The organism is Streptomyces europaeiscabiei, assembly GCF_001550375.1.
GTDB lineage: Bacteria > Actinomycetota > Actinomycetes > Streptomycetales > Streptomycetaceae > Streptomyces > Streptomyces europaeiscabiei.
Genome location: NZ_LRTR01000549.1, coordinates 1 through 14,244, shown reverse-complemented (window position 1 = coordinate 14,244; position 14,244 = coordinate 1). Strand labels below are relative to the sequence as shown.

General features: G+C 71.3%; 11 protein-coding genes and 1 pseudogene. 10 read left to right on the top strand and 2 right to left on the bottom strand.

What is annotated here, in order from left to right; all coding sequences use genetic code 11:
* Positions 1–219 (bottom strand): annotated as a pseudogene (locus AWZ10_RS27015) (fructosamine kinase family protein); the annotation flags it as partial.
* A gap of 202 nt (positions 220–421) precedes the next feature.
* Here AWZ10_RS27015 and AWZ10_RS27010 point away from each other — a divergent pair.
* The 10 genes from AWZ10_RS27010 to AWZ10_RS51610 all read left to right on the top strand — a co-directional run bounded on the left by AWZ10_RS27010 (position 422) and on the right by AWZ10_RS51610 (position 13,720).
* On the top strand, positions 422–1,747 hold the full coding sequence (locus tag AWZ10_RS27010) for a sugar ABC transporter substrate-binding protein (RefSeq protein WP_060892262.1): 1,326 nt from the start codon (positions 422–424) through the stop codon (positions 1,745–1,747).
* Positions 1,744–2,673 carry a carbohydrate ABC transporter permease gene (locus AWZ10_RS27005; RefSeq protein WP_060892261.1) on the top strand — a complete coding sequence of 310 codons (930 nt, stop codon included), beginning with the start codon at positions 1,744–1,746 and terminating at the stop codon, positions 2,671–2,673. The genes AWZ10_RS27010 and AWZ10_RS27005 overlap by 4 nt, the downstream gene beginning before the upstream one ends.
* Entirely contained in the window at positions 2,670–3,623 is a 954-nt protein-coding gene (locus AWZ10_RS27000) for a carbohydrate ABC transporter permease (protein ID WP_060892260.1), read from the top strand. Before AWZ10_RS27005 ends, AWZ10_RS27000 begins: the two co-directional genes overlap by 4 nt.
* 26 nt (positions 3,624–3,649) lie before the next feature.
* Entirely contained in the window at positions 3,650–4,558 is a 909-nt protein-coding gene (locus AWZ10_RS26995) for a 5-dehydro-4-deoxyglucarate dehydratase (protein WP_060892259.1), read from the top strand.
* Positions 4,555–5,826, top strand: coding sequence for a glucarate dehydratase family protein (locus AWZ10_RS26990; protein WP_060892258.1), 1,272 nt, complete (start codon positions 4,555–4,557; stop codon positions 5,824–5,826). Before AWZ10_RS26995 ends, AWZ10_RS26990 begins: the two co-directional genes overlap by 4 nt.
* Positions 5,827–6,301: 475 nt before the next feature.
* On the top strand, positions 6,302–7,729 hold the full coding sequence (locus tag AWZ10_RS26985) for a family 2B encapsulin nanocompartment shell protein (RefSeq protein ID WP_060892257.1): 1,428 nt from the start codon (positions 6,302–6,304) through the stop codon (positions 7,727–7,729).
* Entirely contained in the window at positions 7,726–8,790 is a 1,065-nt protein-coding gene (locus AWZ10_RS26980) for a family 2 encapsulin nanocompartment cargo protein terpene cyclase (RefSeq protein WP_060892256.1), read from the top strand. Before AWZ10_RS26985 ends, AWZ10_RS26980 begins: the two co-directional genes overlap by 4 nt.
* 50 nt (positions 8,791–8,840) lie before the next feature.
* Positions 8,841–9,740 (top strand): geranyl diphosphate 2-C-methyltransferase, encoded by a 900-nt coding sequence (locus AWZ10_RS26975; RefSeq protein ID WP_425264508.1) that lies wholly within the window; start codon positions 8,841–8,843, stop codon positions 9,738–9,740.
* Positions 9,741–9,853: 113 nt separating this feature from the next.
* Positions 9,854–13,369: a tetratricopeptide repeat protein gene (locus tag AWZ10_RS26970; protein WP_060892263.1), complete on the top strand. Its 3,516-nt coding sequence runs from the start codon at positions 9,854–9,856 to the stop codon at positions 13,367–13,369.
* A 78-nt stretch (positions 13,370–13,447) separates the two neighbouring features.
* Positions 13,448–13,720 (top strand): hypothetical protein, encoded by a 273-nt coding sequence (locus AWZ10_RS51610; protein ID WP_159058347.1) that lies wholly within the window; start codon positions 13,448–13,450, stop codon positions 13,718–13,720.
* Here AWZ10_RS51610 and AWZ10_RS26965 read toward each other — a convergent pair.
* Positions 13,669–14,244: peptidoglycan-binding domain-containing protein (locus AWZ10_RS26965; RefSeq protein ID WP_060892255.1), on the bottom strand; the 576-nt coding region annotated here is incomplete at its 5' end. The two genes, AWZ10_RS51610 and AWZ10_RS26965, sit on opposite strands and share 52 nt — an antisense overlap.

The window sequence follows — 14,244 nt, the reverse complement described above, 5'->3', positions numbered from 1 at the left end:
GTACACCGTCGGCACGCGGACCGTGTGCGCCTCGGCGAGCCAGCGCAGTCCGGCCGCCTCGGCCCGGGCCGCGCCGGGGCCGTCGCCCAGCTTGACGAGCACCACCCGGCCGTCGTCGAGGGTGACTTCGGCGAGCGTTGCGGACAGCCGGCGTTCACCGGTCGCCGGGCGGCCGGTGAGCCGCGCCGCCAGGGCACCGGGTGCCGTGCGATCGGTCACGGCGCAACACCTCCAGATCTCATGTCCGCGGATGCCTGACAGGATCCCGCGAGCGCCAGGTGTGACACCGGTGAAATCTCCCACTCATGTCTTGACATGCGAACGAAACGCTCCGTAGCTTGGCCGATCATTTAGATCCGTGAAGTGAGTTCATGGATATGAACAGCCGGGTGAACAACCCGGAGGACAACGGAGTGTGCCCATGGGCGTTCGCCGACGAAGTCGCCGCCTGGCCGCCATGATCACCGTCGCGGGTCTCGCGTTCGGGGCGGCAGCCTGCGGATCAAAGTCCGACAGCGCCGGAGGCGGTGACCCGAACACGCTGGAGGTCTGGACCCGCAGCAATCCGGACCCGGCCGCCACGTACGAGCGGGTGTTCGCCGCCTTCACCGAGAAGACCGGCATCCGGATCGACTACCAGCCGGTCATCAACTTCGACCAACAGCTCCAGAGCCGGGCGTCCACCAGGGACCTCCCCGACGTGATGATCAACGACACGGCACTGATGGGCAGCTACCAGAGCCAGGGCCTGCTCAAGCCGATCGATCCGGCCGCGATCGAGGGCCACGACCAGATCACCGACAGGACCTGGGCCTCCACCGTGGGCATCGACGGCGAACACTACGGCATCCCGTACTCCCGTCAGGCCCAGACCCTGATGATCCGCAAGGACTGGCTGAAGAAGCTCGGGCTCCAGGCGCCCACGACCTGGGCGGAGATGCTCGGCGTCGCGAAGGCCTTCGCCGACCGCGACCCGGACGGCGACGGCAGGAAGGACACCTACGGCATGGTCGTCCCGGGCAGCGCCCAGAACGGCTACGCCGCCTGGTGGGGCGCCAGCTTCCTCTGGTCCGGTGGCGCGAAGATCATCGAGCCGGACGGCAAGGGCTACCGCCCCGCCATGGACTCGGCCGCCGCCGTGCGGACCGTCACCTGGATGAAGGACAACCTCTTCTGTGGTGACAACGGTGTCATCCAGCCCGGCGCCATCAGCGCCGTCACCGGCACGGCCACCAACTTCCAGGACGGCAACGCCGGGATGTACCTCACCGGCCCGTACAACATCGCCACCTACGACGCCACACCCGGCAAGGACAAGTACGCGGTGGTCCCGTTCCCCGCGGGCCCGGCCGGGTCCACCGTGCTCGCCGACGGCGAGAACGTCTACTTCGGGGCCAGGACCGGCAAGACGAAGCAGGAACAGGCCCTCGCCGCCTTCCTGATCTCCCCCGAGGGCCAGAAGCTCGCCATGACGGGCAAGAACCAGCCAGTGGTCCGCATCCCCGTCAACGCAACGCTCGACGCGGCCCAGGTGCGCGACGACCCGCGCTGGAGCGTCGTACAGAAGGCGTACGAGGACGCCTCCGAGCAGTTCCCCAACGCACCCGACTTCGCACCGATCAAGCAGGACACCGCCGACGCCCTCAACGCCGTCTTCACCTACTGCGGCAGCGACGTCGGCACCGGCCTCAAGGAACTCAACGACACCCTCGCCGGTGACCTCAAGGACCAGGACCTGTTGAAATGACCGCGACCACCGCGACCACCATCGCGCCGGACCGGCGCAGAGCGCTCATCAGGCGGGTCTTCGCCAAGAAGGCCGTCCTCCCCTGGCTGTTCCTGGCCCCCGGCCTGCTGCTCGCCCTCGTCTTCAAGTTCGTGCCGATGGGCAAGGGCATCTGGCTCAGCTTCTTCGACGTACGGCCGTTCCTCGGCGACCAGTGGGTCGGCCTCGACAACTACACGCGGGTCCTGACCGACCACCGCTTCCAGGACGCGGTCGGCCACACCCTCCTCCTCGGCATAGGGCAGTCGCTCGGCGCGATCGTCGTCGGCTTCTTCCTGGCCCTGCTCCTGGAGGGCCAGGCCCGCTCGCTGAAGATCATCCGCACGGCCGTCTTCCTGCCGGTCGTCACCGCGACCGCCGTGGTCGGTGAGCTGTGGCGGCTGATGTACTACCCGACCTCCGACGGCCTCGTGAACAGTGCCCTCGGCGTCCTCGGCCTCGGCCCGACACCCTTCCTCGACAACCCCGACACCGCGCTCTGGGCGACGATGGTCATGGGCGTCTGGATGGCCGCCCCCTACAACATGGTGATCATCCTCGCCGGACTCGCGGGCGTGGACCGCACGTTGTACGAGGCCGCCGCGATGGACGGCGTCTCGCTGTGGCAGCGGCTGCGGTACGTCACCCTGCCGGCGATCCGCCCGGCCATCGGGATCGTCCTCACGCTGGCCGCCATCCGTGGTCTGCGTGTCTTCACCGAGGTGTACGTCCTCACGGGCGGCGGCCCCGCCGGGTCCACCGAGGTGTGGATGACCCGCGCCTACACCCTCGGCTTCACCCGCAACGACATCGGCGGCGCGTCGGCGGCCTCCGTCGTCCTGCTCGCGGTGACGCTGCTGCTCACCGTCTGCGTCAACCACTTCCGCAAGAGGGGAGACCTGCGATGAGCGCACCCGCCCTCGACCCCGTCCGGACCCCGTCCGACCAGGTCACCGCCACCCCGTCCGTACGGTCCGGCAAGCCGGCCCGTACGACGCCCGCCCGTTTCGACACCGCGCTCGGCTGGAACGACAAGCCCGGCGTCTCCTGGGCCTTGCGGATCCTGCTGTGCGCGATCGCGCTCGGCGTCTTCGCCGCGCCCTTCCTGACGATCGTCTCCGGCGCCCTCAGCACCCACCCCAGCGGCTCGTCGCTGACCTTCCTCCCGCACGACAGCACGCTGCTGAACTTCCGGGTGGCCGGGGAGCGCGGCATCTGGGACTACTTCACCAACTCGCTCGTCATCGCGGGCGGCGGACTGCTCCTGCAGCTCGCGGTGTGCGTGCTCGCCGCGTACGCGCTGGCCCGGCACCGGTTCCGCGGTCAGGCGCTGATCATGACCCTGTTCATGCTGACGATGATGCTGCCCGAGGAGGTCATCGCCATCCCGCTGTCCCTGGTCCTCGGCCATGTCCCGGTGGTCGGCATCGATCTGAAGGGCACCGTCTGGGGCGTCATCCTGCCGCTCGGCGCCTGGGGCTTCTCGGTGATGCTGCTGACCGAGTTCATGAAGGACATACCCAGCGAGATCGAGGAGGCCGCCCGCCTCGACGGCGTGGGCGAGCTGAGGATGCTGTGGCAGGTCGTCCTGCCGCTGTGCAGGCCCGCGCTCGGCGTGGCCGGGGTGCTCGGCTTCATCATGATCTGGGACCAGTACCTGCTGCCGTTGATCGCCGCCAAGGACCCGACCGACTACACGGTCACCGTGGCCCTCTCCATCCTGCGGACCGACCCCGAGGTCGGCTCGGGCGTCGTCCTCGCCGGCGCGGTCATCGCACTCGTGCCCAGCCTTGTCGTCTACCTGCTCCTTCAGCGCTCGCTGGTCACCGGCATCGCCGCCGGGGCCACCAAGGGCTGACCCCCCACCGGCAATACGAGGGATACATGAAGTTCCAAGGAGTGCTGTTCTTCCCGGTCACACCGTTCGCCTCGGGCGGTTCGGTGGACGAGGAACGGCTCGCACAGCACATCGAGGCCGGGGTCGCGGCCGGTGCCGGAGGCGTGTTCGTCGCCTGCGGCACCGGTGAGTTCCACGCGCTGACGCCCGAGGAGATCGAGCGGGCCACGCGGGTCGCCGTGGCGACGACGGCCGGGCGGGTTCCCGTACTGGCCGCCGCCGGAGGCCCGCCCCCGGTCGCCCGCGACCAGGCCGCCCGGATCGAACGCGCCGGCGCCGACGGCATCCTGCTGCTGCCGCCGTATCTGGTGAGCGCGCCGCAGCAGGGCCTGGTGCGGTACGTCAGGGAGGTCACGGCCGCCACCGGCCTGCCGGTCGTCTTCTACCAGCGCGGCACCGCCCGCCTGACCCCGGACACCGCCGCCGAGATCGCCGCCCTGCCCGGGGTCGTCGGCCTCAAGGACGGCATCGGGGACATCGAGAGGATGCACCGGATCGTGCGCGCGGTCCGGGCCGTGCCGGGCACGGAGGGCTTCCAGTTCTTCAACGGACTGCCCACCGCCGAGATGACCGCGCCCGCCTACCAGGGCATCGGAGTCGGCCTGTACTCCTCCGCCGTGTTCGCCTTCGCCCCGGAGATCGCCCTCGCCTTCCATCGGGCGCTGGCCGAGGACGACGAGGCGCTGGTCGCCACGCTCCTCGACGAGTTCTACGGTCCGCTCGTCGAACTGCGCGAGGAGATGCCCGGATACGCCGTGGCCCTGGTCAAGGCCGGGGTGACCCTGCGCGGCCTGGACGTCGGCGGTGTACGGGCCCCCCTCCTCGACCCGACCCCGGAGCACATCGCCCGGCTGGCGAAGCTCATCGACCACGGCCTGGAGGTGGTGGGCGCGTGACCGAGAACCGCACCGGCACACCGGGGACCAGGATCCGGGAGCTGATCGTCACCCCGATCGCCTTCCGCGACCCGCCGCTGCTCAACTCGGTCGGCGTCCACGAGCCGCTCGCGCTGCGGACCGTGCTCCAACTCGTCCTGGAGGACGGGACGGTGGGGCTCGGCGAGTCGACGGGCGGCACCGTCCGGCTGGAGCGACTCGGCGCCGCCGCGAAGGCCGTGGTCGGCCTGGACGTCTTCGACACGACCGCAGTCGCCGCCGCGATCGACGCCGTGCTGCTGCCGACCGTGCCCGGCTCCCACGAACGCGGCTGGACCACCTCGGCGGTCGAGGTGGCCTGTCTCGACGCGCAGGGCAAACTGCTCGGCCGCCCGGTCAGCGATCTGCTCGGTGGCCGGGTCCGCGACTCCGTGCCCTTCGCCGCGTACCTGTTCTACAAGTGGGCCGAACACCCCGCCCTCGACGGCCGCCCGGCGGTCGGCGACGACTGGGGCGAGGCCCTGGACCCGGCCGGTGTCGTCGAGCAGGCGCGGCTGATGCAACAGCGGTACGGGTTCCGGTCGTTCAAGCTCAAGGGCGGTGTCTTCCCGCCGGACGAGGAGATCGCCGCCGTCGAGGCCCTCGCGGAGGCCTTCCCCGGGCAGCCGCTGCGGCTGGACCCCAACACGGCCTGGACGGTGGAGACCTCCGGGTACGTCGCCCGCCGACTGGACGGCGTGCTGGAGTACCTGGAGGATCCGACCGCCACCATTGCCGGTATGGCGCAGGTGGCGAAGGACTCGCCGATGCCGCTCGCCACCAATATGTGCGTGGTCGCCTGGGAGCATCTGAAGCCGGCGGTCGAGCAGGACGCGATCCAGGTGCTGCTCACCGACCACCACTACTGGGGCGGGCTGCGTCGCACCCGTGAACTGGCCGCCGTCTGCGAGGCGTTCGGGCTCGCCCTGTCCATGCACTCCAACTCGCACCTGGGCATCAGCCTGGCCGCGATGACCCATGTCGCGGCGGCCATCCCCAACCTCGACCACTCCTGCGACACGCACTATCCGTGGAACTCCGCCGACGACGTGATCGTCCCCGGGGTGCTGGAGATCCGCGACGGGGAGGTCGCGGTCCCGACGGGGCCGGGGCTGGGTGTGGAGCTGGACCACGACGCTCTGGACCGGCTGCACCGGCGGTATGTCGACTCCGGCATGCGTTCGCGGGACGACACCGGGTACATGCGCCGGATCGAACCGGGGTACGAGCTGCGACTGCCGCGCTGGTGAATCACCCGAGAACGCCACGCCGGTGAATCGCCGCCGATCAGGGGCCGCCTACGGGCGGCCCCCTTCGCGTGCGTGGCAGTGTGCGCGTGCGTGGCATTCTCCGTGTGCGTGACAGTGTGCGCCCTCCGCGCCGGTCGTGGGAGGCGAGCGAGGGGCGCGCGAGCACATGGCCGTCGGCTGCCTGCCTCAGTCGGCGGTTTCCGCATCCCCAGGATGCGAAGTCGCCCCTTTCACGCGGTGCCCGACCGGCCGTCCCACCTGTTTGGCTGTATCCGCGACACGTACCACCCATCCGCACGTGTCGCCTCACAGCCGCCTTCCGGCGGCCGTCGCCTCGGAATCCGCCCACGACCACGTCGTAAGCGCGCCACCCGAGTTCCGTGTCCCGACAGCACCCGGCGTCCGTCCGTGTCCAGGCGCGGCCCCGTACGCCCCCGCACGTCCACGCACATCCGCTCACCGATCGGGAGGGAATGTGACCGCCCCCGTAAGCTCCTCCGAAAGCGCACCGGAACCCGCCGACGAACCGCAGTTCACCAGCCTCAGCACCCGGGCCGCGCGGCAGCTCGCGACGACCACCAAGTCCGCACCGCAGATGCAGGCCATCACCTCGCGGTGGCTGCTCAAGATGCTGCCGTGGGTGGACGTCAAGGGCGGCACCTACCGGGTCAACCGCCGTCTCCAGCTGCGCATCGGCCGGGGCCGGGTGCAGTTCGACCAGAACGGCGCCGACGACGTCAAGGTCATCCCGCAGACCCTCACCGAACTCCCCGCACTGCGCGGCTACTCCGACCTCGCGGCCCTGCGGGAGATCTCCTCCCGGTTCCGGGTGCGTGAGGTACGCGCCGGCCAGGTGCTGGTGGACGCCGGGCAGCCGGTGACCGAGGCGTACCTCGTGGTGCACGGCCGGTTCACGCGCTACACCACCGGCAAGTACGGCGAGGAGGAGGTCCTCGGCATCATCAGCGACGGCGACGGTCTGGGCGACGAGGCCATCGGCCACGCCGACCCGCTGTGGCTCAGCTCGGTGCGGGCCGACACGGCGGGCGTCGTGCTGGCGCTCAACTGGGACGTGCTGATGGCGTTCGTCGAGCGCTCGCCGTCCCTCGCCGCCCAGTTCGAGGCCTTCGCCGAGCGGCAGCGCATGCCCGTGAACCGCAAGGGCGAGGCCGATGTGCCCCTGGAGGCCGGACATGTGGGCGAGTTGACGCTGCCGGGCGGCTTCGTCGACTACGACCTCGCGCCGCGCGAGTACGAACTCTCCCTCACCCAGACGGTGTTGCGCGTCCACACCCGGGTCGCGGACCTCTACAACAACCCGATGAACCAGACCGAACAGCAACTCCGCCTGACCATCGAGGAGATCCGCGAACGCCAGGAGTGGGAGCTGGTCAACAACCGCGAGTTCGGGCTGCTGCACAGCATCGACTACGGCCAGCGCATCAGCACCTTCTCCGGGCCGCCGACCCCGGACGACATGGACGAGCTGCTTTCCATGCGCCGCAAGACCCGGCTGTATCTCGCCCATCCGAAGGCGATCGCGGCCTTCTTCCGCCAGTGCAACCGGCGCGGTCTGGTGCCCGGCACGGTGAACGTCGACGGTCACGAGGTACCCGCGTGGCGCGGGGTTCCGCTCTTCCCGTGCAGCAAGATCCCGATCAGCCCGCAGCACACCACGAGCATCATCGCGCTGCGCACCGGCGAGAAGGACCAGGGGGTCGTCGGGCTGCACCAGACGGGCATCCCGGAGGAGTACGAGCCCTCGCTGAACGTGCGGTTCATGGGCATCGACACCACCGCGATCATGAGCTATCTGGTCACCGCGTACCACTCGTTGGCCGTACTGGTGCCCGACGCGGCCGGGATCCTGGAGAACGTGCAGATCGGGCGGATGCCGGAATGAGCGAGTCGTCGGTGGCGGACACCCCCTCCGGTACCCGGCTGCCGGGGCCGCCGAGTATCGCTCGTTCCCGGCGGGACCGGCGCGAGGGCGCGGTCCCCGGGCTGCGGTACCGGCCCGCCGCTCCCGCCGACCCGGCGAAGGTCGCGGAGGTCGACCGCAGGCTGGAGGCCTGGGCGGAGCGGCTGGACCTGTTCCCCCGGGAGTGGAAGGGGCAGTTCGCGGGGTTCGGGATGGGCCGGGCGATCGTGCTCGCGTATCCGGGCGGGGCGGGACCGGAACACCTCACCGCTGCCGGGAAGCTGCTGCTCGCCGAGAACCTGGTCGACAACCTCTACTGCGAGGTCGACGAGGGCAAGGGCGGCTCCCCGCGCGGTCTCGGCGGCCGGCTGGTGATGGCCCAGTCGGCGCTCGACCCGCTCCACAGCACCCCGGAGATGGAGAAGCGGTGGGGCGGCGGCGTCCGGGCCGACGGGCCGCTGCGGTCCTACCACCACGCGCTGCGGGACTACGCCGTGCTCGCCACGCCCAGCCAGACCGACCGGCTCGTCCACGATCTGGCACGGCTGCACCTGGGCTATCTCGGCGAGGCCGCGTGGGCCGAGACCGGCCACATGCCACAGGTGTGGGAGTACCTGGTGATGCGGCAGTTCAACAACTTCCGGCCCTGTCTCGCGGTCGTCGACGCCGTGGACGGCTGGGAGCTGCCGGAGGCCGTCCACGCCCGGCCCGAGGTCCAGCGGATCACCGCGCTGGCCGGGAACGCGGCCACGATCGTCAACGACCTGTACTCCTTCACCAAGGAGATGTCGAACGACCCCGACCATCTGAATCTGCCCATGGTGATCGCCGCCAACGAGCGGTGCGGGCTGAAGGCCGCCTATCTGGAGGCCGTCGAGATCCACAACCGGATCATGGAGGCGTTCGAGGAGGAGTCCGCGGCCCTGTCCGCGACCTCGCCGCTGATCGAGCGCTACGCCGCCGGTCTCGCCGCCTGGGTGGCCGGCAACCACGAGTGGCACGCCACCAACACCGACCGCTACAGCCTGCCCGACTACTGGTAACGCCCCGACACGGCCGACGCCCGACACCACCGGAGGAGCCACCGTTGACCATCATCGACGCCCTCAGCGCGACCGCCGCACCGCCGCCGGCCCAGTCCCCGGCGCCCTCCCCGGCCCAGTCCGTGTACCAGGACCGCGTCGCGGACTACTGGAACGCCGAGGAGAACCCCGTCAACCTCGAACTCGGCAGGATCGACGACCTGTACCACCATCACTACGGCATCGGCGACGCGGACTGGTCCGTCCTGGACGACGACCCCGATCCGGCGCGCCGCCGCGCGCGCATCACCGCCGAACTGCACCGCCTGGAGCAGGCCCAGGCCGAACTGCTGGCCCGCCACCTCGGCCCGCTCTCCCCCGCCGACCGTGTCTTCGACGCCGGCTGTGGGCGCGGCGGCGGCAGTGTGGTGGCCCATCTGCGGTACGGCTGCCAGGCCGACGGTGTCACGATCTCCCGCAAGCAGGCCGAGTTCGCGAACGAGCAGGCCCGGGGGCGGGGCATCGACGACCGGGTCCGCTACCACCACCGCAACATGCTCGACACGGGCCTGTCCTCCGGGGCGTACGCGGCCTCCTGGAACAACGAGTCCACGATGTACGTCGAGTTGGACCTGCTCTTCGCCGAGCACGCCCGGCTGCTGCGCCGCGGCGGCCGCTACGTCACCGTCACCGGCTGCTACAACGACACCTACGGTCGGGCCTCCCGCGAGGTGTCCCTCATCAACGCCCACTACATCTGCGACATCCACCCCCGCTCCGAGTACTTCCGCGCCCTGGCCCGCAACCGCCTCGTCCCCGTCCACGTCATGGACCTGACCCCCGCCGCCCTCCCCTATTGGGAACTGCGCAAACAGGCCGACCACCTCGTCACCGGCATCGAGGACACCTTCATCACCGCGTACGAGAACGGCAGTTTCCAGTACCTGCTGATCGTGGCGGACCGGGTCTGACGCGGGGCCCGGGTCCGGGCGAGGGGCCCGGAATTGCCGCCACGGTGTTCCGGGCGCAGGCTGGAACGAGGAGGGGTGACGGACAGTGGGCGCCGGCAGAAGGGCGCGTGGTCATGTCCTCGCTCAAGCATCTCGTCCGGGAGACCGGCCGCGTCGCGTGGTCGTGGCCACCGGCCGGAGCGCGTCGGGGGCGGCGCATCGCCCGGCTCCTCAAGGCCGCCCTCAGTGCCAACGCGGCCTTCCTGCCGATCGCCGCCGCGCTGATCGCGCTCGCCGTGACCGGCGTGGTCCACGACCTGTCCGGGAACTGGTCCCCGGCGGAGTGGGTCGCGCTCGTCGTGGCCGTGGTCCTGGTCCTGCTGGCGGTCAGCCGACGCGGTTCGCGCCCCGTCCGCATCCTCTCGTTCAAGAACCTGGTCGCCGGGGACGACGTCGGCGAGCTGGACAAGGTCGCGGCGGGCTTCGCCGAGTTGCTGCACAGCGAGATCGAGCGGATCTCGGAGCTGGTCAGGCAGGAGCCGTTCATCACGCCCGCCGATGTTCTCAACCCGGCCGGGGAGCGGGGCGAGATGGTGCTGCGGTCGTCCGCGCGGGTGCCGTTCAAGTCCGGTGTCGCGGCGACCGGGCTCCATGGGGACATCAAGGAGACGGAGATCGGCACGGTCGCCCTGGGTCCGCTCCAGCTCCAGGTCGGCACCCTGCTCACCCTCGTGGAACGTACGTTCGGCCGCACCCTCCAGGGTTCGCTGGTGGAGACGGACGGAGTCCTGCGTGTCGTCGCCTCACAGTCCGGCCACGGCGGCCGCACCTGGTCGGCGCAGACGGACATCGCCGCCGCTGATGTGCGCCGGGCCAGCGCGTCGCTCGCCCGCGAGCTGGCCCACCGCATCGAACTGGAACGGCCGGGGGCCGGCGAGTCGGGTGCCGACGTCGACAGTTTCCAGCGCCTCGTGGACGGTCTGGAGAGCTACCAGCGGTTCCAGCGGGAGGGGCTGCTGCATCATCTCGACGCGGCGGAGGAGCACTTCCGCGCGGCCCTCTCGCACAGCCCCGGCTACGCGGCCGCGTACCACAACCTCGGGCTCGTCTACCGTGAGCAGCGTCGGATCCGCACCGACATCGGGCTCCGGGCGTCCACCGTGGTGCGCAGCGCGGCCACGCTGATGTGGCAGAAGGCGGTCGCCCTGGACCCGACCCTCGCCCCCGCCCGTATCCAACTCGCCCGAGCCGCCCTCGAACAGGCCGAGCACCCGGACGTCGACGCCCCGAAACGGGCCGAACTGCTCGACCAGGCCGCTCAGTCGGCCCGCAGCGCCCTGCGGCAGTCCGTCGGCGGCCATCCCATGGACGGCGCGCTCGCCTCGTACTGGCTCGCGGTGACCCTGCTGCTGCAGGAGGCCGAGCTGCAACGGGAGACGGGACCGGGACGGGAGGCGGCGCAGGCTCAGGCGCAGGGGGACGGCAAGGTCCGGGAGGCCCTTCGTCTCTTCCGCCGCACCGAGCGGGACCTGGTCGACGAACGGGCCCGCCGACTGGTCGAAGACGGCGACGAGTCCGCGGTACAGCCGTTGACGGAACGGATCGCCCATGTGATCGCGATGCGGTCCGAGTGCTGGTTCCGGCTGGCCGGGCGCGCGGACGACCGTCCGGGGCGCCGCGCCCGAGGGAAGGCGGACCGGTACATCCGTACGGCCATCCGCTGGGCCCCCGACATGGCCGAGCTGCACGCGCTGCGGGGCCGCATGCTCCAGAAGCACCACCGCGAGGGCGCGCTCTTCGCATGTCTGGAGGCGATCCAGCGGGACCCGCAGAACCATCACATCGCCGTCAGGGACGTCGGCCTGTTCGCGGCCGGCTCACCGGACGCCGGCGGCACGCACGAACTGGCCACCGCCCTGTTCACCGTCGCCGCGCACCAGCACCCCGACGACGCCGAGGCCTGGCTCCTGCTGGCCGTCAACCAGATGTTCTGGCGGGAGAACAGGACGGCCGCCCGGGCTCTCGCGGGCATGGCGCTGGCCCTTGAGCCCGGCCGGGAGGATGTACGCCGGATCGTCGACGCGTACTGGCCGTCGTCCGACGGTTCCGGCGGCGCGGGCCAGAAACCCTTCACCCTGCGCTGGGCGCGGGCCTGGGCCCACGCCCGGGAGGCCCAGCAGCACTTCGACGAGGTCGGGCTGCGGGAGGCGCTGGCCGAGATCGAGTCGCTGCGCGGCGCGCCGGGGGCGTCCGCGCCCGAAGTCTCCCTGGCCGCAAGGGAGATCGGACTGCTGCACGGCGAACTCGCCGGACTGATCCGACCCTCCGACCGACAGCGCCGGCACTGGGCGGCGGCGGTCGAGGAGTTGACCGGCGCGGTCCGCGAGGGTCTGCCCGCCGGACTGGAGACCCCGCCGCAGTGGAACGTCGAGCTGGGTGACGCGCACGCGGCCCTCGGTGACTCCCTGTCCGACGCGGACCACCGTGGTTCGGCCGGGCCGAGCTACCGGCAGGCCATCGGACAGTACGACCTCGTTCTCGACCGGCCGCCGAAGACCGTCTGTCCCCGGTACCGTTCGGGGCGCCGGGGCCAGGAGAGGCTGACGGAGTTGTCCGCCGAGCCACCGGACCTGCCCACTCGGGCGCGTGCCCTGGCGGGGCGCGCGGCGGTGTACGTACGGCAGGGGCGGACGAGTGACGCGGTGCGGGACTGCCGGGACGCGTTGAAGCTGGCGCCCCTGTACGCGTATCCCCGCTTCACCCTGGCGCGGCTGTACCGCGACCAACGGGCGCAGTACGACCTCGCCGAGCAGACGCTGTTGCGGTTGATCGAGCTTCTTCCGGCCGGGGAGCAACGGGACCTGGCCCGTCTGGAACTGGCCGTCACCCGTCGCAGGCAGGCGGACACCTCGCAGGGCGACGAGCGCACGGGGCTCCTGGAGCGGGCCCGGGAGGAGTTGGTCGACGCCACCCGGGAGGCCTCACTGAGCCCGGATCTGGAGGCCCGGATGCACGAGGAGCTGGCCCACGTCCTCGATCTGCTGGGCCGCTGCGACGACGCGATCGTCGCGCTGCGCTCGATCGGCGGCACGGCCCGGCAGTCGGGCGCCGACCGGCACCACGAGTGGATCGCCCATCTGATCGCCGGGCGTGAGCAGCCGTGGGAGGTGGAGCAGGAGCTTCTCGAGGCCCAGGACGCCTGCGCGGCCCGACTGACCGAGTTCCGCGGCACGGACGAGGAACCTCCGCTGCGGGCCGCGCTGGTCATCCTCACCGCACGGCTCGCCATGTTCTACGCGGAGCAGGGCATCCGGCTCGACGAGGCACGCCTGCTGGCGGAGGGTGCCCTGCAGAGTGCGCGCCGGGTGCTGGAGCCGAGCCGGATGGCCGTGTGCGAGGACGCCTGCGGCTGGGTCGCCTTCCGGCAGGGGCGCCTCGACGAAGCCGTCGACCTCCTCCAGGACGCCGTCGAGCACTCCGGTGGCCACGCCCAGCAGTGGGCGCGCCTCGCCCGGGCCCTCGAAGCCCGTGACGACCCCGAGGGCATCGAGGGCGCCCGCGACATCTGGCAGCAGATCGCCGAACAGTTCCCCCACAGCGGCACGGCCGAACAGGCGCGACGCCACCTCGACCTGCTGACGCAGGGCTGAGCGGTCACCGGGCCCGTCAGCACGACACGAACCGTCCTGGTCCCCGACGAACTCCTGGGCCGCGTCACCGGCGCGGCCATGCCCCTGTCCTGGGGCGTCCTGTCCCTCGCCTCCCTCGGCGCGGGCCGACTGCCCGCCATGCTCGGACCGATCGCCTCGGTCCTCGTCCTGGCCGCCGACTCACTCATCGTCGCGCTCGCCGCCACCGCCGGCCCGGCCGTACGGCACGCGCCACCGCTGCCCGTTCGGCCTGTGCGTTCGGCGAGCACGTCGCGGTGGTGTCCGCCCCGCGACCAGGGTCACGGCTCCGACGTCTCCGATTCGAGCGAGGTGCGGGTCGCCTCGCCGTAGACGCCCGACTCGTCCTCCAGGAGGACACGGGTGAGCTGGTAGCCGCGGACCGCGCTCTGGACCTCCGGGTCGTAGTCGCCGTCGGCGTCACCGTTGTAGAAACCGATCTGGCGCAGGCGGAGCTGGAGTTCGGTGACCTCCGTCCCCTGATCCCCGAGGCCGAGGACCGGCGGCTGCCCGGCGGTCGGGGGCGGCGCGGGGGCCGCCGTGACGGTGGCGTCGCTGTTGGACGGGGTCTTGGTCGGGGTGCCGGAGCCGGTGGGCGTGGCCAGGCTCTCGGTCGGGGACGCCGTGGGCGAGGTGGAGGCGGTCGCGGACCGGGATGCCGTGGAGGCCGTGAGGGACGGGGTCGCCACCGGCGACGTCTTCGCACCGGCCGCCGCTTCCGGGATCCCGGCCCTGATGTCCTCGGGGCCCGAGCCGTCGCGCGAGGGAGCCTCGTACGAGAAGATTCCGCCGATGATTCCCACCGTCGCCAGGCCGGCCGCCGCGACGGCGCCCACTGCCGCGGCCGGCGCCGCCCG